A 23,980-nucleotide genomic window follows, 5' to 3' on the forward strand; every position below is an offset into this window, starting at 1 on the left:
GTTACAGGCGGATCGTTATCTCAATCTTCTCGGAAGCTATGCCCAGGGATTCGGCCAGCTTGCTCTTGGCCTCGGCGATCGTGTTGGAAAAGCTCGGCGCTTTTCCCCGGTCGGGAGCCGGTGCCGCCGCGTAGGAAACGGCCGGCTCTGCGACCTGCAGGGAGACCGGATCGCCCGTCAGCTGCTGCCAGACCAGTTCGTCCTGCTTCAGTTGCAGCCTGCGGAAGAGTTCGTCGGTTTCGAGGTAAGCCACGGGAAAGCGCTGACCCTTGGCGAGGAGTTGCCAGGCATCGGCAATATCGAGCATGGCATAGCTGCTGAATTCAATCGTAATCCTGGCGGCATGCGTCGAGGGCTTGGTACGGGTGATCTGCGCGATGAGGAAAGCGACGCCATGGGGGTAGTCCATCGCGGCCCATTGCTCGCGACGGTTCCTGACACAGACGAGGTATTCGGCCGCTTCGACGCGGATCGGGCTGGCGGTCCAATGGCCGCAGCCGCCTTCCTCCCGCATGCGGCGCAAATCCTTCCCCGTATAGACGATGACGCTTTTCATTGGCTTTTCGACATTCTTTGGCTCGACATTACCGCTCCAAGGATTGTATGGAATCAAACGCACCGAGTTTCGCTGTCTTTGCGTCCACTTGAGCTCCATCACCTGTCGTCTGTCTCTTTCCTCATTTCTAACGCTAGGTACCTAGGACCTATACCTAGTACCGTTGATAAGCCTCAGCAAGCAAGCAAACCTCCCAAACTGCTGAGCCCGGTGCGTGTCGAATGACTGCCTCCCAAGAAAAGGCTGGCCTGATCCCTGCGGGGGAGGGACAGCGACAGGCGCACATGCATATTCGACAGGAGACATTCATGCAAACCATCGAAGTTCTTACCCAGTTTCTGACGGTTCTGAACAGCAATCATTTCGCAGCTGTCGTGTTACTGATGCTTGTTCTAATCAACAATGGACATCCACCCAAGCGATAGGAACAGGGGCTGGTCGTTCGATTCCTTACCGGAATCACCAGCAGCTATCCGATGGATGTGCCGATTCATGGCCCGACCGTGTGCGAGCAGGAAGCCCGCTCCGGCGGGCTTTCTTGTTGGCCGATGCGCACGGAGGACCTGGCGCCCCGGCAAGGCCCGCGCCTGTGCCAGCCTGCAGTGTACGCAAACAACGGTTATGATCATGATTTACGATCCATTCAACACAGGACTTGAGGCTCCATGACGACTTCCAGCTACCCCGATACCCGACTCCTCATCGCCAACGAATGGCAAGACGCCACGGGCGGCAAGACGATCCCGGTGGTGAATCCCGCCACCGGCCAGACGATCGGCACCGTGGCCCACGCCAGCACCGAAGACCTGGACCGCGCCCTGGCGGCCGCCCAAAAGGGCTTCGAGACCTGGCGCAAGGTCACGGCCGCCGAGCGCGCCGCCACCATGCGGCGCGCCGCCAACCTGCTGCGCGAGCGCGCCGGCGACATCGCCCGCCTGCTGACCCAGGAACAGGGCAAGCCGCTGGCCGAAGCCAAGATGGAAGCCATGGCCGGCGCCGAGATCATCGACTGGTTCGCCGCGGAAGGCATGCGCGTCTACGGCCGTATCGTGCCGTCGCGCAATCCGGCTGCCCAGCAGCTGGTGCTGAAGGAGCCGGTCGGCCCGGTTGCCGCCTTCACCCCGTGGAACTTCCCGATCAACCAGGTCGTCCGCAAGCTGGCTGCGGCCCTGGCCACCGGCTGCTCGTTCCTGTGCAAGGCGCCGGAAGAAACCCCGGCCTCGCCGGCGGCCCTGTTCCAGTGCTTCGTCGATGCCGGCGTGCCACCGGGCGTCGTCGGCCTGGTGTTCGGCGACCCGGCCGAGATTTCGGGCTACCTGATCCCGCACCCGATCATCCGCAAGGTGACTTTCACCGGTTCGACCCCGGTCGGCAAGCAGCTGGCCGCCCTGGCCGGCGCCCACATGAAGCGCGTCACGATGGAGCTGGGCGGCCATGCGCCGGTGATCATCGCCGAGGACGCCGACGTGGCCCTGGCCGTCAAGGCGGCAGGCGCGGCCAAGTTCCGCAATGCCGGCCAGGTGTGCATCTCGCCGACCCGCTTCCTGGTGCACAACGCGATCAAGGACGAATTCACCCGCGCGCTGGTGGCGCACGCCGAAGGCCTGAAGCTGGGCGACGGCCTGGCGGAAGGGACGACCCTCGGCCCGCTGGCCAATCCGCGCCGCCTGAGCGCCATGGCCCAGTTCGTTGAAGATGCCCGTGCCAAGGGTGCGGTCGTCGCCACCGGCGGCGAGCGTGTCGGTGACGCCGGCAACTTCTTCGCGCCGACGGTCCTGGCCGACGTGCCTTTGGGGGCGAGCGTGTTCAACGACGAGCCGTTCGGCCCGGTGGCGGCGGTGCGCGGCTTCGCCAGCCTGGAGGAGGCGATCGCGGAAGCCAACCGCCTGCCGTACGGCCTGGCCGGCTATGCCTTCACCCGTTCGATCAAGAATGCCCAGCTCCTGATGAACAGCGTGGAAGTCGGCATGCTGTGGATCAACCAGCCGGCCACCCCGAGCGCCGAGCTGCCTTTCGGCGGCATCAAGGATTCCGGCTACGGTTCGGAAGGTGGTCCGGAAGCCCTGGAGTCCTACCTCAACACCAAGGCCATTTCCATGGTCGGCGTGTAAGGGCAGGATTGCCGCATACGGATGCCCGCTCCGGCGGGCATTTTTTATGCGCATCTGTTTTCCATTGCACTGTCCGGTATTGATCGTTGGGGCAAACTGCGTCGACGCGAGCTCGCGGGCTCATTGAGGGGAAACGACGATGTCCACCATGACGGCGACGGTAGAGCAGGGCCTTCAGGCGGCCGGCGTCGGCCGGTTCCAGTACCGGCTGTTCGCCATCTTCGGGCTGGTCTGGATGGCCGACGCCATGCAGGTGCTGTCGATCGGCTTCAGCGCCCCATCCATTGCCAGTACCTTCGGCGTGCCCTTGCCGGAAGCGCTCCAGACCGGCACCTGGTTTTTCGTGGGGATGCTGGTCGGCGCCTTCGGCTTCGGCCGTCTGGCGGACCGGATCGGGCGGCGCCCGGTGCTGATGGCGGCGGTGCTGGTCGATGCCTGCTTCGGTGTCGCATCCGCGTTCGCGCCGGACCTGGCCTGGCTGCTGGTCCTGCGCTTCCTGACCGGTGTCGGCGTGGGCGGCACCTTGCCCGTCGATTACACGATGATGGCAGAATTCCTGCCCAGCGACCGGCGCGGCCGCTGGCTGGTGCTGCTCGAATCCTTCTGGGCCGTCGGCACCATCCTGCTGGCGGTGCTGGCCCTGGTGGCGCTGCGCTGGGGAGACGATGCCTGGCGCGTCATCTTCCTGGTGACCGGCCTGCCGGCGCTCATCGGCGTCGTGCTGCGCCTGTTCGTGCCCGAGTCGCCGATGTACCTGAACCGGAGCGGCATGGGGCAGCAGGCCCGGGCGGTGCTGGCGCGCGTGGCCGCGGTCAACGGCCGCCAGGTCGAGATTCCGCAACTGGAGCCGGACACCGGCGGCAAGCAGCCGATGTCCGCGCTGTTCGCCGGCAAGCTGCGCCGCCGCAGCATCGCCCTGTTCGTGGCCTGGATGCTGATCTCGGTCGCCTACTACGGCGTCTTCGTCTACCTGCCGGTGAAGTTGAGTGCCGAGGGGTTCGGCTTCATGCGCGGGCAGGAATTCCTGATCCTGCTGGCGCTGGTGCAGCTGCCCGGCTTCGCGCTGTCGGCCTACGGCGTGGAGCGCTGGGGACGCAAGCCGACCCTGGTCGGCTTCCTGCTGCTGAGCGCCGCCGGCTGCATGGCCTATAGCCTGGGCAACGCCACCTGGCTGGTGGTCGGGTCGACGCTGTTGATGAGCTTTGCGCTGCTGGGCACCTGGGGCGCGCTGTATGCGTTCACGCCCGAGGTCTACCCGACCGATTTGCGCGCGAGCGGGATGGGCACGGCCGGCGCCGTGGCCCGGTTCGGCGGCCTGTTCGCCCCGAGCATCGTGGCGCCGGTGATGGCGACGCACTTCACGCTGGCGCTGGCGATGCTGGCAGGCTTCCTGGTGATCGGCGCGATCGCGATCGCGTGCGTCGACCTGGAGTCGCGCCGGCGTGCACTCGAGTAACTGCAGGACACGGAGGGTTCTCGCGTGCCGGGGCCGTGCTTGCGCGAAGGCCCCGTCAACACGCCTTGCGCAGGCCCTAGCGGTATTCGCCGCGTTTCTGGTCTTTCGCCTCCTCTTCCGCCTGCTCAGGATGGCGGGCGGTGGGCAGGTGCCAGCCGAAGCGGATCGCCGCCAGGCGCAGGCCGAAGCACAGGGCGGCACCGGCGCAGGCGGTGGCCGTGGTGGGCAGTCGCAGGGCGTCGCCGAGGACGACGACGCTGGCGCCGGCCAGTGCGGCGAGCGCATAGATGTCGGAACGAAACACCGCGGGTACGTCGTTCAGCAGCACGTCGCGCGCGACACCGCCGCCGATGCCGGTGAGCATGCCGAGCAGGGCGGCGGCCCATGGATCGGCGCCGAACACCAGCGCCTTCTGCGCGCCGGCGACGCAAAACAAGGCCAGGCCGGCGCCGTCGAAGATGAGGACCGCATTGCGCAGCCGGTTGATGACGGGATACCAGAAGAAGATCACCAGGCCCGCCAGGATCGACACGGCCAGGTAGCGCCAGTCGCTGATGGCCGCCGGCGGGGTGGCGCCGATCAGGAGGTCGCGCACGATGCCGCCCGAATTGGCGGCGACAAAAGACAGCACCAGCACGCCGAAGATGTCGAGGCGGCGCCGGGCGCCGGCGGTGGCGCCGCTGAGGGCGAACACGAAGGTGCCGACCAGGTCGAGGGTCAGCACCAGGGTTTTCATGGCAGCTCCCATGTCGAGAGCGAGTACGGCGAACACGTGGATCCTTGATTCCAGATGGGAGAGAAACCCGGCATGGTACCGCAGATCGCGGCATGCCGCCGCCGTGGACCAGCCTGCCGCCCGGCGGATATACTGTGAGGCAAACTCTATCGATCCCAGTCACCATGTCGCTTGCCGCCCTTCACATCCGTCCCGCCGAGCCGTCCGACCAGCCCTTCTTCGCCGACCTGTATCGCTCCACGCGTGACGACTTGCTGGGCCTGCTTGCCGATCCGCGCTACGTCGATGGGCTCATCGCCATGCAGCAACAGATGCAGGTGGCCGGCTACCGCAGCAGCTATCCCGAGGCGCTGTACGAGGTGCTGGAACTGGACCGCAGGCCGGTGGGCCGGCTGGTGACGGCTGCCGTGGCCGGCGCAGTCCGGGTGGTCGATATCGCCGTATTGCCGCAGGCGCGCAAGCAGGGTGTCGCAGGCGAGGCCCTGCGCCGCCTGCAGCGCCAGGCCGCGCTCGACGGGCGCGATGTGACATTGGCGGTGCGCAGGGACAATGCCGGCGCGCGCCGGCTGTACGCGGCACTGGGTTTTGCCGTCGAGGCGGAGGACGCCGTGGTCCTGCAGCTGCGCTGGCGTGCGGGCCCACACCGGTCTGCTGCACCCGCCGTCTCAGGCACTGCGATCCGGGCTGTCGGTCATCCGTGCCAGTAGCGTGTCGAGCTTGCGCTCGAGCGCGTCGAGGCGCCCGGCGGACGGCTCCGGGCTGGCGTCCATGGGAATGATCGAGATCGCGCCCGAGGTTTCCATGACTGCGTACTTGACCTGCTCCAGGCTTTCCAGGCCCTGGGTCTCGCGCGCGGTCTGCAGGATGTCGCTGAGGGTGATGCGCGACTTCGTCGCATTCTCTTCGAGCACCTTGCCGCGCTCCACCAGCAGCAGCGGCGTGCCTTCGGTCAGGCGCTCGAAGCCGCTGTAGCGGCGCTTCAGTGCCGACAGGCCGCGGTCCAGCAGCAGGAAGGTGAGGATCACCGTCAGGCCCATGACGACCGATTTGTCTTCGTCCACCAGTGCATTCTGGATGGCTTCGCTGACGATCAGGAACAGGACCAGGTCGAACGCCGACAACTGGGCCAGCGAGCGCTTGCCCAGCACGCGGAACAGTACCAGCAGCACGATGTAGATGGCGGCGGCGCGCAGGATGAGTTCCATGGCGGGCTCCTCAGGGATAGCTCAGGGATAGCTCAGGGATAGCTCAGGGATAGGTAAGCTGGCGGATCGGCACGCGTGGTCCGCGGCCGGCGGCAGCCCAGCCTTCGAGGGGCCCGTAGTGCTGGGAAGCAAAGTGGAAGGTGGCGCGCAGCCGGGCGCCCGGCGTCGTGTGAAAGACGAAACGCAGTGCGCCGCCTTCGCTGACGACCTGTGCCGGCTCGGGCGTCACCCGCTCGATCTGGATCTGGCCGGCGTACTGCGCATCCAGCCATATGCTCGTCTCCTGGCCCTGTGCGAGAACGCTCACGGTCAATTCGTCGGGCGAGTGGTAGCGGATGAAGCGCTGGTAGCCGAGCGCCAGCGATCCGTCGGGAGCGGCAAGCTCCACATCGCTCAGCGGCCCGCCGCGGCCGAACAGGCCCAGCGCGACCGCGGCAAGCAGGACGCTCAGCAGGATCCATGCTGCGCGCTGCAGCGTCGCGTCGGCGCCGAGCTCGCGCGACACTTCTTCGATTCCGGGCGCGCGCCCGGGCGGTCCTGCGGCGTCTTCCCTGTTCAATGCTCTTCCCTCGCGCTGGTCCCGGTCGGAGGACTGGTGTGCGATGATCGCAGGCCGGTGTGCGGCCGGCGACGGCGTCACCGCAAAACTCTGTCGCCAATATTGTTTCCCGTCGGCGGCCCCACCGGGATCACGACGCACCGAGCTTAGTGCCGGGCGCCTGCAAGCCAGTCGAAGATCGCGGGCCAAATGCGGGCATGGGCGCTGGCGCCGACCAGCACGCCCACGTGCTGCAGGTTGACCCCGACATCGCCCGCATAGTGCAGCAGGCATTTGCGTTCGCTCGCCGCGGCCTCGTGGAAGGGGCGCAGCGCCGCCTCCGGAATGACCTTGCTGCGCGGGTCGACCACGCTCACCAGCGGCGCGCGCAGGTCTTGCGGGCCGATGCGGCGGCCCCCGATGGCCAGCTTTCCCTGCATGAATTCATCGTTGCGGTAGAGCTGCTCGACCAGCTCGGTGAACAGCCGGCCCGGCAGGGGGAACTCGTCGTGGGTCCAGCGCTCGACCCGCATGTGGGTGGTCAGCAGCTGCGGGTTGCCCAGCGACAGGTAGCGGTCCATCATGCGCTCCCACTGGAAGGCATGGGGCTCGGCGATGGCGCTCATCATGTTGAGGAACACGCCGGGCACCTGGTGGAACGCATCCGCGATCGGCCGTGCATGGGGCGTGGAGTCGATCAGCGGCGTGAAGCAGCAGGACTTCCTCTCGAAATGCAGGGGCGATTCGAGCAGGATGGTCGCCTCGACCTTGTCCGGGTGCAGGCAGCTGTAGATCGCGGCCAGGATGCCGCCGAGCGAATGGCCGGCGATCGTGAGCGTCGTCTTGCCGCTGTCGGCCTCGATCGCACGCTGGCTGGCGGCCAGCAGGCGGTCGCCGTAGTCGTCCAGGCCGAAGTCGTCGTCTTCGCCATCGTCCGGGAGGGGCGTCCACTCGGCCTGGTAGACCTGGTAGCCACGCTCCATCCAGCGCTGCACGACGCTGATTTCGGGCGACAGGTCCCAGATGTAGGAGCGCTTGATGGGTGCGGGAACGAGCAGCACGGCGGGACCGTCGGCGTTGGAACCGCCGAAGCGGCGCAGGTTCAGGCCCGGTTCGCTATGGAGGACGGTGAAAGGGGTTTCCTGCGGACCGTAACCGGCCCGCTCCAGCATCTTGCCGCGCGCCTGGCGGCTGCGGTCCATGTTCTTGAGTGCAATTGCTCCAAGCGAAGCAAACGAAGGCAGGGCAAAGGCGTGCGGAGTCGGTGCGTCCATGGCGTTCTCATCGGGTTCGAAGACAGCTACTGTACGCCCCCCGGCCCCGGGCTTCAATCGTGCGTGGGGCGTATGGCGCGGGATTTTGCGACGTATTAAACTGGTGCTTCCAGTCGTTTCCTGCAAGACCGTTCAGGCATGGTCTATCGTTTCCTAGCGGATGCCGTGCTGCTCCTGCACCTCGGCTTCATCCTGTTCGTCGTGTTCGGCGCCTTGCTCGTGCTGCGCCGGCCGCGCCTGCTGCCCCTGCACCTCCTTGCCGCGGCCTGGGGCTTCGGCATCGAGGTGCTCGGCGCCATCTGCCCGCTCACCTACGTGGAAAACCACATGCGCCTGCTCGCAGGCGGGTCCGGCTACAGCGGCGGCTTCATCGACCATTACCTGTTGCCCCTGATTTATCCGGGAGAGATGACGCGCGGCCTGCAGCTGGGGCTGGCGGCCGGCGTGCTCATCATCAACGGTGTGCTGTACGCCTGGATCCTGCGCACGCGGCGCAGGACCTTGGCTTCGTAACAGGATTACTCGACCCAGGCGAAGCCGTCGCGCGCCAGCAGCGCGAACGATTCCGCCGGACCCCAGGAACCGGCCGCGTACGGGTGTGGCTTCTCGTCCAGCAGCCCCCAGCCTTCGATGATCGGATCGGCCCAGGCCCAGGCCGCCTCGAGCTCGTCGCGGCGCATGAAGTGGGTCAGGCGGCCGCGCACCACGTCGATCAGGAGGCGCTCGTAAGCTTCGGCGCGGCGCTGCTGGAAGGCCGACTGCAGGTCGAGGTTCAGGGCCACCTGCTGCATCTGCATGCCGCTGCCGGGCTGCTTGGCCATGATCTGCAGCTTGATCGCTTCTTCCGGCTGCAACTCGATCACGAGGCGGTTGGCGACGCCGCCCGGCATATCCGGAAATAACGGGAACGGCGGATTGGCGAATTCCACCACGATCTTGGACGAGCGGCGCGCCATGCGCTTGCCGGTGCGCAGGTAGAACGGCACCTTCGACCAGCGCCAGGTGTCGATGTGGGCGCGCAGGGCCACGAAGGTCTCGGTCTTGCTGTCCGGCGGAACGTTCTTTTCTTCGAGGTAGCCGTTCACCTCCTGGTTGCCGCTGACGCCATGGACGTACTGGCCGCGGACGGTATCGCGCGCGATGTCGGCCAGCTTGAGGCGGCGCAGCGAGCGCAGCACCTTGAGCTTCTCGTCGCGCACCGCGTCCGGGGACAGCGAGGTGGGCGGCTCCATGGCGACGATGCACAGCAGCTGCAGCAGGTGGTTCTGGACCATGTCGCGCATGGCGCCGGTGCTGTCGTAGAAGCCGGCGCGGCTGCCGACGCCGACTTCCTCGGCCACCGTGATCTGCACGCTCGAGATGTTCGGCGCGCGCCACAGCGGTTCCAGGATCGAGTTCCCAAAGCGCAGCACCATCAGGTTCTGCACGGTCTCCTTGCCGAGGTAATGGTCGATGCGGTAGATCTGCGATTCGGCGAAGTGCTTGCCGACCGCTTCGTTGATCTCGATGGCGGAGGCGAGGTCGTGGCCCAGCGGCTTTTCCAGCACCACGCGCGCGTTGGCATCGACCAGGCCGGCGCCGGCCAGTTTCTCGCAGATGGTGGTGAACAGGCTAGGGGAGGTGGAGAGGTAGAACACGCGCTGCGCGCCCGGCTCCGACGCCTTGGCCAGGGCACTGAAGTCGGGTGCGGCCTGGACGTCGAGGCGCACGAATTCGAGCAGCTGCAGGAAGCCGTCCCAGGTCTTCTCGTTGAAGTTGGCGCCCGCGATGAAGGAACGCGAGTTGTCTTCGACGAAGCGGAGGTAGGCTTCACGGTCGAACTCCTGGCGCCCGGTCGAGATGATGCGGGTGTGGGACGGCAGGTTGCCGTGCAGGAAGGCCATGTAAAGCGCGGGAAGCAGCTTGCGCATCGCCAGGTCGCCCATGCCGCCGAAGATGATCATGTCGAGGGGGAGACCGGTATCAGTATCTGTCGAAGGGGTCATTTTGCCAGCCAAAGTAAAAAGCCAAATAAGTTAAAGAGGTCGCTGCTGCACCGGCACGGGATGCTCCGCCGTGGCCGCCCTCGATACGGTAGCAGAATGACAGCGGATGCGCACGGGACGTCCTGCTCGTGGCCAGACGGGAGCGCCCGCGGCAGGGATGGGCCGCGGGCGTCGCCAGCGCTCGCGCTGGGCCCTGTAGCTTACATCCTTAGCAATAATAAGGAAATGGCAAAATGCGCGATGGCCCTCCGGGCCAGGCTGTACCGGGTACGCGGCGTGGCACAGGAAATTTGCTCTTATTGCCGTTTGTGCAAATAGAATTTGCAAGTTGCGCCTCCGGGTCATATTTTCTTTGCACGCTTCCGGGCCGCTCTGATACTGCGCCGGATGCGCCGCACCCGATGCCTTATACTCGGCGTTTTCAATCTTCCCGCGTCTTTCATGCGATATCTCGCCCGCGTTGCCGTACCGAGCATCGTCATTGCCGCCTCCCTGCTCCAAGGCTGCGCGCATGTCAATCCCTACTATGACCCGGGCCAACCGCACCACCGGCCGGAAGGCTTTGCCAACAACTACCCGCCGAATCCGGCCTACCAGCGGCCGAAAACCGGCTTCTTCGAGGGCTGGGCCGCTCGGATCAGGAACTGGACCTCGGACGGCGCCGAGCGCGCGCCGCTGGCGCCGGTGCCGACCGTGCGGCCCGACCTGAGCTATATCCATGCGAACAGGACCGAGCCGGCCCTCACCTGGATCGGCCACGCGACCTTCCTCCTGCAGACCGGCGACGGCGTCAACATCCTCACCGATCCGGTCTTCGACGAGCGGGCCTCGCCGCTGTCCTTCGCCGGCCCGAAACGCCTGCAGGCGCCCGGCGTGGCCATGGAGGATCTGCCGCACATCGACGCCATCCTGATCAGCCATTCGCACTACGACCACCTGTCGCGCGATTCGCTGCGCGCCCTGTACCGCCAGAAGGGCGGGGCGCCGATGCTGTATGCGCCGCTGGGCATCGACCTGTGGCTGGCGGAGAACGTGACGGATGGCGAGCGCTCGCGCATTACCAGGCTCGACTGGTGGGACAAGACCAGCTTGCGCGGGCTGCAGCTGCAGCTGCTGCCGGTCCACCACTGGTCCGCACGCGGACTCTACGACCGCAACCGGACCCTGTGGGGCGCGTGGGCGGTGACGCGTCCCGGCTTCTCCTTCTTCTTCTCGGGCGACCTGGGCTACTCGAAGGACATCCAGGACATCGCTGCGCGTTATGAAGGCGGCTTCGACCTGGCCGCGATCGGCATCGGCGCCTACCAGCCGGTGTGGTACCGCAATTCCCACGTCAGCCCGGACGAGGCCGTGCGCATCCACCGCGAGCTGCGCGTGCGGCACAGTGTCGGTATGCATTGGGGTACGTTCCCGATGGGTCGGGAACGCATCGACCAGGCGCCACGCGACCTGGCCGTGGCGCGCCGGGCCCAAGGCGTGGCGGAGGAGGCCTTCCGCGTGCTGCGCATCGGCGAGACCTACCGTGTGCCGCCGCAGGCTGTGGCAAGTCCGGCGCAGGCGGGTGCGCCGGTTGCGGCAGGCGCAACTGCGGGCGCCGCAGCTTCGCGCCCCTGACCGAGGGGTGCGCGGCCGCTCAGGCCTGCACGGCTTTCTTGTTGGCCTGGGTGATGGTCCAGTAGTAGATGGTGCGGCCGTCGACGTCTTCCTTCTTCTCGGGCGGCCATTCCGGACCCATGTCGAAGGCGTGCGACACCACGCGGGTGCCGACCTTGAGCTGCTGCCACAGGCGCGGGCGCAGCTTGACGTTCACCGAGGGCAGCAGGTAGAGCGTGACCACCGTGGCCGGCGACACGTCGGCCTGGAACAGGTCGCCGACCTTGAAGTTGACCCGGTCGGCCACCCCGGCCGTCTTGGCGTTCTCCTTCGCCTCGGCGATGCGCACCGGGTTCAGGTCGATGCCGGTGCCGCGCGCACCGCGCACCTTGGCGGCAGTCACCACGATGCGGCCGTCGCCGCAGCCGAGGTCGTACAGCACGTCGTTCTTGCCGACCTTGCCCATCTCGAGCATGCGGTCGACGACTTCCTGGGGCGTGGGCACGTAGGGCACGTCCAGGCGGGAAGGCTCGGCCAGGTCCTGCGCCAGCGCGCGGGTCGGGAGCAGGATGGAGCCCGCCGCGGCGGCGGCGGACAGCAGCAGGGTACGGCGGCGTTCGTCGGTATGCATGTGCACTCCTTCAGGTGGCTCGGGTTGGTTAGAGAACGGACCTTGTTGCTGCAGGATCGGCGCCGTCCTTCCGGTCGAGGAAGAACAGCAGCAGCAATCCGCTGGCGAGGACGGCAACTCCGATCCAGGCCGCGTTCAGCCCGCCGAGCGACTGGCTGTACACGTAGGACAGGCTGGACCAGAGCATATAGGCGCAGGTGGCGCAGAACAGCAGGGGCAGCAGGGGGTACAGCGGCACGCGGAACGGGCGCGGGAGGTCGGGCTCGCGCCGCCGCAGCACGAACAGCGATACCCCGCTGAGCAGGAAGAACAGCCAGAACACCGGCGCCGTGAATTCCACCATGGCCTTGAAGCCGCCGCCAAAGGCCGCCCCGACGCCGACCAGCAGCAGGGCGGCGGCGCACTGGATCGACATCGCCACCGTCGGGGTGCCGTTTTCGTCGTTCCATTGGCCGAGCTTGCGCAGCGAGCGCCAGTCGCGGCCCATCGCGAAGCCGGTACGGGCGCCGACGATCATGGTGGCGTTGATCGAGGTCAGGGCCGAGATGGCGACCAGCACCGAGATCACTTTCTGGCCGGAGGCGCCGAAGGCGACGCCCATGACGTCGGCCGCCAGCGCCTCGGACTTGGCCATGCCCTGCATGCCGAGTACATGCAGGCAGGCCCAGGTGACCATCAGGTAGAGGGTCGTGATGATCAGGATCGAGAAAGTGAGGGCGCGCACCATGCTGGCGGCGCCGCCGCGGATCTCGGCGCTGATGTAGGCCGCTTCGTTCCAGCCGCCATAGGTGAGCAGCACGAAGACCATGGCCATGCCGAAGGAGGTCGGTGCGAGGGTGCCGGCCTGCGCCGCGGCGCTCTGGACGGGCGCCGCGGCCGGCGCGGCCTCGGTGAAGAAGGCGGCGGCCACGACCAGCAGCAGCAGGCCGCCGATCTCGGCCAGCGTCAGCCACATCTGGGTGCCGGCCCCGGTGCGCAGGCCCTGCAGGTTGACCAGCGACAGGATGACGATCACCCCACAGGCGTAGGCGGTGCTGCCCCAGCCGTCGGGCAGCATGCTGAGCGGCACGGCCTGCTGCATGTAGTCGCCGAACACGAAGGCCAGCAGGGCGATCGAGCCGGTGGTGATCACCGCGAAGCGCGCCCAGCCGAACAGGAAGGCGGTGGAGCGGCCGTAGGCACGGTGCAGGAAATGGTAGTCGCCGCCGGGATGGGGATAGGCGGTGGTGAGTTCGGAATAGCACAGCGCGCCGACCAGCGAGACCAGGCCCCCGAGGATCCACATGGCAAACATCCACTCGGCACTACCACTGAGGCCGGCGACGATGGAGGGAGACTTGAAAATCCCGGCGCCAATGACGACGCCAACGATCAGGGCCACGGCCTGGCGCAGGCCGAGGAGCCGGCGCGGCTCGCTGTCCTTGCCGCCGCCCTTGCCGTTTAATGCAAACACTTCCTCATCGGTACGGTCCATATGGTGCCGATCAACGTGATAGAGGGAACTTTGCCGGCGAAGCGCGTACCGGCCCGTGGAGCATCGTGTACAGGGCCGCGTCGCTGGGCGAGTGGTCCTGCGGCGTGGATTATATGGAAGCGGTATCGAGCGTGGCGCGCGCCTGAAACGGCGGGTCTGCCTGGTTATCCGGCCGCGCCGCCGGCCATCTTTCGCGACATTACTTGGAGGCGAGGCCGGCCATGCGGTCGTCCTGGAACGTGTCCTCCAGCAGGAATGGCAGCGCGCGCGCCAGCAGTGCCTCGGGCGCTTCTTCCGGGATGTAGTGGCCGCAGTCCAGGGCCTCGCCTTCGGCCTGCGTGGCAACCTTGCGCCATTCATGCAGCGGATCGAAGCAGCGCCGCACCACGCCCTGTTCGCCCCACAAGGCCAGCAAGGGCATGTCGACGCGGTGCCCCGCGTCGCGGTCGGCGCGGTCGTGTTCCAGGTCGATGCCTGCGGCGGCCCGGTAGTCCTCGCAGATGCCGTGGGCGGTGCCGGGCAGGGCCAGGCATCGCGCGTACTCGGCGAGTGCACGCGCATCGAACGGCGCCAGGCCTGCGCTGCGCCGGCCCATGACGTCGCGGACATAGGCGGCCGGGTCGGCCTCGATCAGCCGTTCGGGCAAGGGCGCCGGCTGGATCAGGAAGAACCAGTGCCAGTAGGCGCGCGCAAACGCCTCGCCGGTCCCTTCGTACATGGCCAGGGTCGGCGCGATGTCCAGCAGTACCGCGCGCTCAACCGCCTGCGGGTGGTCGGCCATCAGGCGGTGCGCCACGCGCGCGCCGCGGTCATGGGCCATCACCCGAAAGCGGTCGAAGCCGAGCCCGCACATCGTTGCGAGCATGTCGGCGGCCATGGTCCGCTTGCTGTAGTTCGCGTGGTCGGGTGCGCCGGCGGGCTTGGACGAGTCGCCGTAGCCGCGCAGGTCGCAGGCCACCACCGCGAAGTGCTGCGCCAGGGTCGGCGCGACCTTGTGCCAGATCGCATGGGTCTGCGGGTGGCCGTGCAGCAGCAGGAGCGGCGGGCCGGCGCCGCCGATCACGCCTGCGATCGTGACGCCGTCGGCGGGCTCGGTGCTGAAGGCGCGGAAGCCGGGAAACAGGGAGTCATCCATACGAGGATACGGGCTGGTGAAGCGGAAAGTGTAGCAGCCTGCGCCATCCGTGGCTTACACGAGCCTGACGGCGGACCCTGGCGTGCGCCGTTTGTTGTAAATATGCCCAAGTGCAAGTTTTACGAATTGACATCGAATTGTGCGCCCAGCAGTATCGAACGGTAACAAGCGTGGCGCCCTTTCACCCAGGCGCGGAACAACAACAAGAGGAAACCCAAGATGCAGAAACACCTAACGCAAAAGACGGTCCTGGCACTTGCCATCGCGTCGCTGTTCTCCAGCGCGCATGCACAGGACACCGCGGCGAACGCGACTCCCGCCACCGACCCGGCGGCCTCCGCCACGGTGGTGGTGACCGGCACCCGCGTCGCCAACCGCACCGCCCTGGATACTGCGGCGCCGGTCGACATCATCTCGTCGGAAACGCTGAAGAACGTCGGCACGACCGAGATGAACCAGGCCCTGTCGATCGCGCTGCCCTCGCTGAACTTCCCGCGCCCGGCAATCACCGACGGCACCGACACCATCCGTCCCGCCACCCTGCGCGGCATGGCGCCGGACCAGACCCTGGTGCTGGTGAACTCGAAGCGCCGCCACGCATCCTCGCTGGTCAACGTCAACGGCTCGATCGGGCGCGGCTCGGCGGCGGTGGACATGAACACCATCCCGACCGCCATCGTGAAGAGCGTCGAGGTGCTGCGCGACGGCGCCGCCGCCCAGTACGGCTCCGACGCCATCTCGGGCGTGGTCAACCTGCGCCTGCGCACCGACCGCGAGGGCGGCGAGGCCAGCGTCACCTACGGCGCGCGCAAGACCGAATACGACCTGTGGAACGACGTGGGCCCGGCCGGCTCGACCTGGACCGCCCCCGCCAAGCGCGAACGCACCGACGGCCAGACCGGCACCCTCGGCATCTGGAAAGGCCTGGCCCTGGGCGAGACCGGCTACCTGACCGTCGCCGGCGAATACAAGAAGCAGGAGCGCACCGAGCGCAGCGGCTACGACATGCGCCAGCAGTACCCGCGCCTGGCCAATGGCGCCTTCGATCCGCGCGAGCTCACCATCAACCGTTTCAATGCCTGGTACGGCGAGCCGGAGATGGAGCAGGTGACCTTCTTCGCCAACGCCGGCAATGACCTTGGCGGCGGCGTCAAGCTGTACGGCTGGGCCAGCTACCAGAACCGCTTCGCGCGTTCGGGTGGCTTCTTCCGCCCGGCCCAGGATGCCCGCAACATCATCTCGATCTACCCGAACGGCTTCCTGCCGATCATCGCGCCGACCGTGAACGACTTTTCCGCCACCGGGGGCGTGACCTGGCTGGCTGGCAGCTGGGACATGGATGCTTCGCTCGGCTACGGCAGGAACAAGATGGAGTACGACATCGAGAACACGCTGAACCGCTCGATCGGCCCGAGCAGCAAGCGCAAGTTCTATGCCGGCGGCTACGCCTACGACCAGCTGGTGTTCAACCTGACCGGGGTGCGTACGCTCGACGTGGCGGGCTTCTCCTCGCCGCTGAACATCGCCATCGGAACCGAGGCGCGCCGCGAAGGCTACGAGCTGTTCGCGGGCGAGTCGGACTCCTGGCGCGCCGGCCCGGAGATCTTGCCGAACGGCACCCCGGCGGCGCCGGGCGCCCAGGTGTTCCCGGGCTTCCGTCCCACCAATGAAGTCGACGCGCACCGCAGCGCGATCGGCGCCTTCGTCGACCTGGAAGCGAACATCACGCCCCAGTTCCTGGCCTCGGTGGCCGTGCGCGGCGAGCACTATACGGACTTCGGCAACAGCCTGGCCGGCAAGCTGTCGGGCCGCTACGACTTCAGCAAGGCCTTCGCCCTGCGCGGCGCGATCCAGAACGGTTTCCGCGCCCCGTCGCCGCAGCAGCAGAACTTCACCGCGACCTCGACCAACTTCATCAACGGCATCCCCTTCGAGATCACCACCTTCCGCCCGACCGACCGGGTGGCGGTGGCGCTCGGCGCCAAGCCGCTGGAAGCGGAGAAATCGGTGAACGCCTCGCTGGGCGCGGTGATGCGCTTCGATCCCTTCAGCATCACGATCGACGCCTACCGTATCGACATCGAGGACCGGATCATCCTGTCCGAGAACCTGACCCAGGCTAACGTCCGCAACTACATCATCTCGCAAGGCATCACCGGCGTGGGCGGCGGGCGCTTCTTCATCAACGGCGTCGATACCCGCACCCAGGGCGTGGACGTGGTGGTGAGCTGGCCGATGAAGACCGCCGGCGCGGGCAACTTCGACTTCACGGTGGCCGGCAACTTCACCGACACGAAGGTAACGAAGGTGCCGGTGACGGCGCAGCTCAGCGCGCTGAATCCGGCGCCGGTGCTGTTCGACCGCCTCAACGTGCTGTCGCTCGAGAAGGGCCAGCCGGAGAGCAAGATCAGCGCGAACGTGAACTGGAAACTCGGACAGTGGGGCGCGACCTTCCGTGCGACCCGCTATGGAAAGACCCTGTCGCCGGGCACCACGGCGGCGCTGGACTTCTGGATGAGCCCCAAGACGCTGGTCGATATCGAAGCCCGCTATGCCTTTACGCCGAAGCTGAGCCTGGCGCTGGGGGCGGACAACCTGTTCGACCAGTATCCGGAGACCCAGCCGCCGGTGCTGAACACGACCGGCAATACGCCGTTCGCGAACTATGCGCCGTTCGGTCGTGCCGGCCGCTTTATCTATGCCCGGATGAACTACGGGTTCTGATGGGGGTAGGCGGAACTGCCGCCTGGATCATGTCGGGTGGTCGGCTGAGCCGACCACCCGACAGTTTATTTGACGACGGCGCCGGCGCCGGCGCTCAGCATCCACCCGTTCAGCAGCAGGAACAGCATCCACAGCGCGAACAGCTTCGACAGCCGCGCGATGTCGGCCGGATTCTCGAACAGCGTCGCGCGCCTGTAGGCCACGCCCGCGTAGTAGGCGCCGAACACGGTCGCCATGTAGTGCACGGCGCCGAACAGCTCGCCCAGCTCGCCCTTGCGCGGGTGGTCGATCAGGATATGCGACAGCGCGACCAGCACCAGGTAAGGCACCGAGGCCGATAGCGGCGGCAGGTACAGGCCCAGTTTCTCGACCCAGTCCTGCACGCCCGGCTTGAAGCGGGCCACCAGCGGCAGGATCAGGTTGTGGGTGATGCCGGTGATGAAGATCAGCTTCAGCAGCACGTTCTTGTGCAGGCTGCCGTCGCCCATGGCGAGGTTATGGATGTTGGTCTCGCCCTGCCGGTTATTCTGCAGGAAGAATTCCGAGGACTGGATGTTCAGGACGCGCTGGAACCAGCTGATCTCCTCGAGTGCGGCGAGCGCACACAGCAGGCTCAGGCCGGCCAGGGCCAGCAGTTCCAGCACGCCGCGGTCGCTTCGCTTGAGCCGCTCGAAGAACGCAAAGCCGAGCAGGCCGGCAATCGCGCTGAAGCAGAGGAACTGCATCCATTCGACGATGCCGTCTTCGACCAGCAGGCGGTCCAGCCCGGCCGGGTTGCCCGACCAGGCCACCGCGAGCAGCAGGATGAACGCATTGATGACGATCCCGGTGGCGATTGCGGGATGGAGATACCACTTCTTGTTTGCCAAAGACTACTCCTTGTTTGATGAAATCTGTTCGGCGCCGGCCGGCTGCAGCGCCGGCAGCTCCGCTTCGCCGGCCGCTGCAGCCCGGTCCGCAGGACGCAACAGCCGGATGCGCAGGACGCGCAGGGCGGCGCCGGCGAGCGCGACGAGGGCCCAGCCCCACAGCAGCGGGTCGATCAGCGCATCCCACAGGTTCCCGCTCGGCAGGCGGGCGAACGAGAACAGGGCCAGCGCGCCGAGGATGGCGCCGGCCTGCAAGCTGAAGCGGCCGCGTGCGGCGGCAACCGCGCAGGCGCCGGCCAGCAGTACCGCAGCCAGCGCCGCGCGTCCGCCGAAGCCGCCGTAATAATACCCGCCCGCGATCAGGCCGAAGGCGTCGAGGTAGAGCAGCACGCCGGCGACGGCAAGCAGCGCGGCCAGCGGGACCGGCAGCGCGGCCGGCACGGGACCCGGGGCACGGCGCCAGCGGGCATGCAGCATGACCACGCAGAGACCGGCCAGCAGCCCGCTCGGATACTGGAAGGCCAGGCCCAGGTGCCACGCCGGCGAGGCCGCGCCCGGCAGTGCCATCAACAGCAGGCAGGCGGCAACGATGGCGCCCAACGCACGCCGGGGCAGGCGCCAGGACGCCGGCCACAGGCCGATGACGAGGGCGGCCAGCACCAGCGCCCAGGCCAGGCGGGCATACACGAACTGCAGCGAAAGCTCAGGCAGGGCCATCAGATCTTCTCTCCAAACTTGACGAGGTACCGGTGATGCGCGATCGCCTGGCGCTGGAAGGTATAGGTGACGTGCAGCTCCTCGCCGACCTGCTGCATGGTGGGGTACGAGAATTCGTCGCTTTTCCCCCCGCTGGCCACGTCGGCCACGGTGCGCCAGGTGTGGCCGTCCCTGGACAGCGACAGGCGCAGGAGGCTGCGCGAGCCGCCGCCCTCGACGATGTGGTTGTGCAGCATCAGGAACTCGCCATTGGCCAGGCGCAGCACGGCCATCGAGGTGTTCTCGTTGTTCAGTTCCAGCGCCGGCAGGTCTTCCCAGCTGGTGCCGCCGTCGCGGCTCAGGGCGTGCTGCACGCGACGCTCCCCGCTGGCATCGCGCATCCAGGCGCGCACTTCCCGGCTGGAGACCGGGACGATCGCCGGCTGCAGGGTGGTGGTGCGGCTGCCGATCCGTCCCAGGCCGGTAGGCTCGCCGTCCGGGCCGAAGGCCATCATCATCGGGTACTTGATGCCGATCTCGAAATAGACCGGCAACCACCAGCCGCCGTCGACCAGGCCGACTGCATTGGTGCGCACCAGCACGCTCGTATTGAACAACGGCGACATCGGCAGCACGCGCTTCATGGCGAAGCTGGCGCCCTCGTCGGAAGAGACCATGTGGGCGACGCGCGACGCCGCCCATCCGCCGAGGCCGGTGGCGACCACGTACAGGTGGATCTTGCCGTCCGGGCCGGTCCAGGCGACCGGGTTGCCGATGCGGCGCACGCCGAAGCCCAATGCCTTGCCGAGCGTTTCGCGGCTGGCCACCATCCAGGGAGCGCCCCATTTGCCGTTGCGCCATTGGGAGGCGTAGACCTTGACATCCGGCCCGCTCTCGCGGCTGCCGGCCCACCAGAAGGTGAGCATGCGGTCGCCCGGCAGCGTCGCCATCGCGCTGGCATGGGCCGAGGGCGTATTGCGGGGCATGGGAATCAGCGAGCGGGACAGTTCGGACAGGGCCACGCTTCCCGGCAGGACGGCCTGCACCGTGGTCGGGGCTGCGGCGGCGCGGGCCCGCGTCCAGCGCACGGTCTCGGCGGCGGCGATGCCAAGCACCACGGCGGCACAGGCAATCGCGCTACGGCTGCGCGCAAGATGACGCGCTTGCGGGGAACGTTCCATAAACTCCGGGCGAGCCGGACAAGGCCGGTCCGCGACTCTGATTGTTATCGTGACGAGCTGCAGGGCAGGGCCGCCGGCGGGGAATCGCGATTCCGCCATCTCTTTCAAGAGGGAACCAGCTGGGCTGTTACCGAGCAAAGGCGTTATCCTACAGCAAAGGGACGCCGCTGACACATCCTTGGGCGGTCCAGCGACGCCTGCGCCACAATCCGGTCGACCTGCACGCCGGTTCACGGCCACGAAATGCGGGTTCATCGCTACCGGCTTGCCGAGGCGACATCGGCTGGGCAGAATGCTGGCCATCCTAGCAACAAACATCAGCGAGACCGCATGAGCAGCCTGACCCATCCCGCGATTTCTCCGCCGCAGGTATCTGCTGCGTCTTTCCTGGCCACCTGGCTGCGCGACCTGCGCCTCGCGGCGCTGGCCAGCGTGCTCGCCGCCGTCACGATCGTGCTGACGATCGCCCGTCCCGAGACCTTGCTCGAGCAGCTGGTGTATTCGCTGTGCATCGGCGTGCCCGGCTTCGCCGTGGTGGATGCGGCGCGGCTGCGCCTCTGCCCTGTGCTCGACGGGCATCCACGGCACTGGCTGGCCCTGGTCGCCCTGATGCTGCTGGTCGCGGGCCCGGCCCACTTCATCGGCATCCACATCGGCGCGGCGGTGCTGGGCCAGACGGCGCCATCCCTGGCCGCCTATCCGACGGTGGGCCGGGTCAGCTACATCCTGTTCACCTTCCTCGGCATGGTTGCCATGACGCTCATGGTGCTGCAGCGCGAACGGGTGCAGCGCATGGAGCAGGTGCACAACGAAGCACGTCTGCGCGCCGAGACCGTCGAGCGCCAGGCCCTGCAGGCACAGTTGCGCCTGTTGCAGGCCCAGATCGAGCCGCACATGCTGTTCAATACGCTGGCCAACCTGCAGGGGCTGATCGCCATCGACCCTGAACGTGCCAATGCGATGCTTGACCAGCTGATCCAGTACCTGCGCGCCACGCTGGGCGCTTCGCGCTCGGAGAGCACCACGCTGGCCGAGGAATTCGCCGCCATGGAAGCCTACCTCGGCCTGATGGGCGTGCGCATGGGCGAGCGCCTGGCCTATCGCCTGGAGCTGCCGGCGGCCCTGCGCCAGGTGAAGCTGCCGCCGATGCTGCTGCAGCCCCTGGTCGAGAACGCGATCGTGCATGGGCTCGAGCCGAAGATCGAGGGCGGCGAAGTCCATATCGCGGCCGAAGCACGCGACGGCCTGCTCGACATCCGCATCTGCGACACCGGCCTGGGGCTCGGGCAGGCCAGCCGCAGCACCGGCGGCGGCGTCGGCGTCGCCACCACCCGCGAGCGCCTGCGCGTGCTGTACGGCGAGCGCGCCAGTGTCCTGCTCGCGCCCGCGCAGCCGCAAGGCACGCTCGTCCGCCTCACTTTACCTTTGGAGACCGCATGAACATCCGCGCCCTGATTGCAGAAGACGAACCGATCCTGGCGGCGACCCTGGCGCGCCTGCTCACCAAGCTGTGGCCCGGCCTGGAGATCGTCGCGACCGCCCCGAACGGCATGGCCGCCGTCGAGCAGGCACTGTCGGCCCGGCCTGACGTGCTGTTCATGGACATCAAGATGCCCGGCCAGACCGGCATCGAGGCGGCGGAGGAACTGGCCGAGCGCTGGGAAGGTCCGGCGCCGTTCCCGCATGTGGTGTTCGTGACCGCCTACGACGACTATGCCGTGCAGGCCTTCGAGCAAGCGGCGGCCGACTACGTGCTCAAGCCAGTGAACGAGACACGCCTGGCCCGCACGGTCGAGCGCTTGCAGGGGTTGCTGGAGCACCGACAAAGTGCGGAGCAGGGGGGCAGCGACCCCCTGGCCGACCTGGTCGGCCGCCTGCAAGCCCTGTTGCCGGCAGCGCCCAACCCGGAACGCCTGAGCATTGTGCGCGCGGCGGTGGGGAACATGGTGCGCATGATTCCGGTGACCGATGTCGTGTTCTTCCAGGCGGCCGACAAGTACGTCAACGTCGTCACGGCCGAGAGCGAAGCGCTGATCCGGGTGCCGCTCAAGGAATTGCTGCCCCAGCTCGACCCAGTCCAGTTCCGCCAGGTCAACCGCAGCACCGTCGTGAACATGGGCTGCGTGGCCAGCGCTGGCCGCGACACGACGGGCAAGGTGATGCTCAACCTGCGCAACCGGTCCGAGAAACCGCGCGTCAGTCCGGTCTACGCCCACCTGTTCCGGCAGATGTAAGCCGGTTGCCCGTGTTGAGACAGCTTTACAAGTGCCCTAGCTAGTCCTAAAAGCGACAAGGCGTCAAACTGAGCCAATCGGACCGTCTGTTCTCAGCGATGCGGGGCACTTTTTTACTGCACAAGCCAAGATTTCACGCGCATGCCGCGTCCATTTCCGAAACGGTCGTGCACGGTTGCGTAATCTAGTTGTGTTCCACAGAATTAGCCATGCTCAGACCGTCTCGGCGTACGCGCTCATGTCGGCCGTGATGTAGGCGCACACTCGGTCGCGGCCGCCCTGCTTGGCGCGGTACAGCTCCGCGTCGGCTTGCTTGATGACGACGCCGACCTCGTCGCGTTCATGATGCTGCGCCACGCCGAATGAGGCGGTGACATGCAGGCCGACTGGCCACGTCTCCCGGTGCAACGCATGGCGCAGATTCTCCGCGAGAATCCGTCCTTGGTACACGTTGGTCATTGGGCAGACGATAAGGAATTCCTCACCACCCCAGCGCACGAGGCGGTCCGACGAGCGGATGCCGGACGCGATGACTTTGGCGAATTGTCGCAGGACTTCGTCGCCCGCGTCATGGCCATGCGTGTCGTTGATCGACTTGAAATGGTCGATGTCGATAAAGATCACGGTCATCGGATCGGCCAACAGGCTCGACGTGCTCATCAGCGCCGCACGCAGGCCCTGCCGGTTCAGGACACCCGTGAGCGGATCGATGTGCGCCTGCCCGGCTAGATCACGCGCTTCCAGTTCGAGCGCCTTGTTGACCGTCCTGAGCAGCGCGACGGCCGTGCGGCTGTACCGGAGCTGCGAACGCAGCGACAGCGTGAGGATCGCCAGCCAACCGACGGCGCACAGTACCCACGTGGTGACCAGCCCCGACAGCAACGCATCCAGGGTAACCAGCTTGCCGTGCAAGCGCATGCGGTGCAGAGTAAAAACATGGTTGCCTTCCTTGGCTCCACCGCTGATCACCACCTCGGTACGGGCCACGTTGTCGACATTGACGGCAGAATGCTCCAGCGCTGGCTTGGCCATATCCTTCCACCACTGCGCCACCCCGAACCATTTAAGGGGAACCATGAGCTCGCCGCCGTCGGGTGGGAGGTCGAGCGCGTCGATCTGGTTGATCTTGTAGGTCTGCCATTGGTCGAGCCGCGTCAGGCCTTCCTCTGCCTGGGCAAGTACCAGCGCGAAGCGCGACGTTCCTGGGCCGGCATAGCGCCCTTCGATGGTCATGTAGTCGAAGCGGGACATGTCGAGCCCCGTCGCCCCCTTGAGAAGACTGAAGCCGAGCTTGCAGTAAGGCCACTCGATCTTCCGCGAAATGTGACAGTGCACGATCAGGTCTTCCCCGCGCCGCTCGATCGACCCAACGGAAGCGCCACCACTGTTGCGGTCGTCTTCAATAAATACGGGGAACTGATCGCCAGTCAGATCGATTACCCTTTCCATGCCGTAATGCTGCCAGCCGAGCAAGGCCGCGGTGATGATCAGCAGCCCGCCGAAGAAATAGTGAGCATAGCCAAGCAGCCGGACAAGAGGCTGGAATGAAGTTTCCGAAGAGGACGCTGACATAATTAACAAA

Annotated in this window: 21 protein-coding genes; 8 read left to right on the plus strand and 13 right to left on the minus strand. The window is 66.8% G+C overall.

All coding sequences use genetic code 11. The features are described 5' to 3' along the window. Window position 1: 1 nt before the first annotated feature. On the minus strand, window positions 2-556 hold the full coding sequence (locus tag MA09_RS07620; protein ID WP_036246716.1) for a hypothetical protein: 555 nt from the start codon (window positions 554-556) through the stop codon (window positions 2-4). Between the two features lie 665 nt (window positions 557-1,221). Between MA09_RS07620 and MA09_RS07630 the strand changes: the two genes are divergently transcribed. Continuing rightward, window positions 1,222-2,667 carry an NAD-dependent succinate-semialdehyde dehydrogenase gene (locus tag MA09_RS07630; RefSeq protein WP_036246719.1) on the plus strand — a complete coding sequence of 482 codons (1,446 nt, stop codon included), beginning with the start codon at window positions 1,222-1,224 and terminating at the stop codon, window positions 2,665-2,667. Between the two features lie 139 nt (window positions 2,668-2,806). Beyond that, window positions 2,807-4,123, plus strand: coding sequence for an MFS transporter (locus MA09_RS07635; RefSeq protein ID WP_036246720.1), 1,317 nt, complete (start codon window positions 2,807-2,809; stop codon window positions 4,121-4,123). 76 nt (window positions 4,124-4,199) lie between these two features. Here the strand turns inward: MA09_RS07635 and MA09_RS07640 are convergent, their stop codons facing one another. Then, complete coding sequence (locus MA09_RS07640; protein WP_081897471.1) at window positions 4,200-4,895, minus strand: trimeric intracellular cation channel family protein; 696 nt, start codon at window positions 4,893-4,895, stop codon at window positions 4,200-4,202. Between the two features lie 98 nt (window positions 4,896-4,993). On the opposite strand from MA09_RS07640, the gene MA09_RS07645 reads away from it, so the two are divergent. Further along, complete coding sequence (locus MA09_RS07645) at window positions 4,994-5,566, plus strand: GNAT family N-acetyltransferase (protein ID WP_161783206.1); 573 nt, start codon at window positions 4,994-4,996, stop codon at window positions 5,564-5,566. Here the strand turns inward: MA09_RS07645 and MA09_RS07650 are convergent. The 3 genes from MA09_RS07650 to MA09_RS07660 all read right to left on the minus strand — a co-directional run bounded on the left by MA09_RS07650 (window position 5,525) and on the right by MA09_RS07660 (window position 7,876). Continuing rightward, window positions 5,525-6,064, minus strand: a complete 540-nt coding sequence (locus MA09_RS07650) for a DUF421 domain-containing protein (RefSeq protein WP_036246722.1) — start codon at window positions 6,062-6,064, stop codon at window positions 5,525-5,527. The genes MA09_RS07645 and MA09_RS07650 overlap by 42 nt on opposite strands. 43 nt (window positions 6,065-6,107) lie before the next feature. Further along, complete coding sequence (locus tag MA09_RS07655; protein WP_152594589.1) at window positions 6,108-6,623, minus strand: hypothetical protein; 516 nt, start codon at window positions 6,621-6,623, stop codon at window positions 6,108-6,110. A 146-nt stretch (window positions 6,624-6,769) separates the two neighbouring features. Next, window positions 6,770-7,876, minus strand: coding sequence for an alpha/beta fold hydrolase (locus MA09_RS07660; RefSeq protein ID WP_229440605.1), 1,107 nt, complete (start codon window positions 7,874-7,876; stop codon window positions 6,770-6,772). Between the two features lie 138 nt (window positions 7,877-8,014). Here MA09_RS07660 and MA09_RS07665 point away from each other — a divergent pair, with 138 nt between their 5' ends. Then, window positions 8,015-8,389 carry a DUF2784 domain-containing protein gene (locus MA09_RS07665; RefSeq protein WP_036246726.1) on the plus strand — a complete coding sequence of 125 codons (375 nt, stop codon included), beginning with the start codon at window positions 8,015-8,017 and terminating at the stop codon, window positions 8,387-8,389. A gap of 5 nt (window positions 8,390-8,394) precedes the next feature. On the opposite strand, the gene zwf is transcribed toward MA09_RS07665, so the two are convergent. Continuing rightward, window positions 8,395-9,861 (minus strand): glucose-6-phosphate dehydrogenase, encoded by a 1,467-nt coding sequence (gene zwf / locus MA09_RS07670; protein ID WP_036246727.1) that lies wholly within the window; start codon window positions 9,859-9,861, stop codon window positions 8,395-8,397. A 441-nt stretch (window positions 9,862-10,302) separates the two neighbouring features. On the opposite strand from zwf, the gene MA09_RS07675 reads away from it, so the two are divergent. Further along, window positions 10,303-11,475, plus strand: a complete 1,173-nt coding sequence (locus tag MA09_RS07675) for an MBL fold metallo-hydrolase (protein ID WP_081897473.1) — start codon at window positions 10,303-10,305, stop codon at window positions 11,473-11,475. 19 nt (window positions 11,476-11,494) lie between these two features. Here MA09_RS07675 and MA09_RS07680 read toward each other — a convergent pair whose 3' ends face one another. The 3 genes from MA09_RS07680 to MA09_RS07690 form a co-directional block, all read right to left on the minus strand. Then, window positions 11,495-12,085 carry a cyclopropane-fatty-acyl-phospholipid synthase family protein gene (locus tag MA09_RS07680; RefSeq protein ID WP_036246729.1) on the minus strand — a complete coding sequence of 197 codons (591 nt, stop codon included), beginning with the start codon at window positions 12,083-12,085 and terminating at the stop codon, window positions 11,495-11,497. A gap of 28 nt (window positions 12,086-12,113) precedes the next feature. Next, window positions 12,114-13,559: an APC family permease gene (locus MA09_RS07685; RefSeq protein ID WP_081897474.1), complete on the minus strand. Its 1,446-nt coding sequence runs from the start codon at window positions 13,557-13,559 to the stop codon at window positions 12,114-12,116. Window positions 13,560-13,758: 199 nt separating this feature from the next. After that, a complete protein-coding gene (locus MA09_RS07690; protein ID WP_051933264.1) occupies window positions 13,759-14,694 on the minus strand; it encodes an alpha/beta fold hydrolase in 936 nt (311 codons plus the stop codon). Window positions 14,695-14,913: 219 nt separating this feature from the next. Here MA09_RS07690 and MA09_RS07695 point away from each other — a divergent pair, with 219 nt between their 5' ends. Continuing rightward, complete coding sequence (locus tag MA09_RS07695; RefSeq protein WP_036246732.1) at window positions 14,914-17,418, plus strand: TonB-dependent siderophore receptor; 2,505 nt, start codon at window positions 14,914-14,916, stop codon at window positions 17,416-17,418. A 65-nt stretch (window positions 17,419-17,483) separates the two neighbouring features. On the opposite strand, the gene MA09_RS07700 is transcribed toward MA09_RS07695, so the two are convergent. The 3 genes from MA09_RS07700 to MA09_RS07710 are packed head-to-tail and all read right to left on the minus strand — an operon-like array spanning window position 17,484 to window position 20,164. Continuing rightward, complete coding sequence (locus tag MA09_RS07700; RefSeq protein WP_036246733.1) at window positions 17,484-18,287, minus strand: hypothetical protein; 804 nt, start codon at window positions 18,285-18,287, stop codon at window positions 17,484-17,486. Between the two features lie 3 nt (window positions 18,288-18,290). Next, on the minus strand, window positions 18,291-19,004 hold the full coding sequence (locus MA09_RS07705; RefSeq protein WP_036246735.1) for a hypothetical protein: 714 nt from the start codon (window positions 19,002-19,004) through the stop codon (window positions 18,291-18,293). Then, entirely contained in the window at window positions 19,004-20,164 is a 1,161-nt protein-coding gene (locus tag MA09_RS07710; RefSeq protein ID WP_036246737.1) for a sialidase family protein, read from the minus strand. The genes MA09_RS07705 and MA09_RS07710 overlap by 1 nt, the downstream gene beginning before the upstream one ends. Window positions 20,165-20,494: 330 nt before the next feature. Between MA09_RS07710 and MA09_RS07715 the strand changes: the two genes are divergently transcribed. Continuing rightward, window positions 20,495-21,604: a sensor histidine kinase gene (locus MA09_RS07715; RefSeq protein ID WP_051933265.1), complete on the plus strand. Its 1,110-nt coding sequence runs from the start codon at window positions 20,495-20,497 to the stop codon at window positions 21,602-21,604. Continuing rightward, window positions 21,601-22,398, plus strand: coding sequence for a LytTR family DNA-binding domain-containing protein (locus MA09_RS07720; RefSeq protein WP_036246740.1), 798 nt, complete (start codon window positions 21,601-21,603; stop codon window positions 22,396-22,398). Before MA09_RS07715 ends, MA09_RS07720 begins: the two co-directional genes overlap by 4 nt. A 213-nt stretch (window positions 22,399-22,611) precedes the next feature. Here MA09_RS07720 and MA09_RS07725 read toward each other — a convergent pair whose 3' ends face one another. After that, entirely contained in the window at window positions 22,612-23,970 is a 1,359-nt protein-coding gene (locus tag MA09_RS07725; protein WP_036246743.1) for a GGDEF domain-containing protein, read from the minus strand. Window positions 23,971-23,980: the final 10 nt, after the last annotated feature.

It is taken from the genome of Massilia sp. BSC265, assembly GCF_000740675.1.
Taxonomy (GTDB): domain Bacteria; phylum Pseudomonadota; class Gammaproteobacteria; order Burkholderiales; family Burkholderiaceae_D; genus Telluria.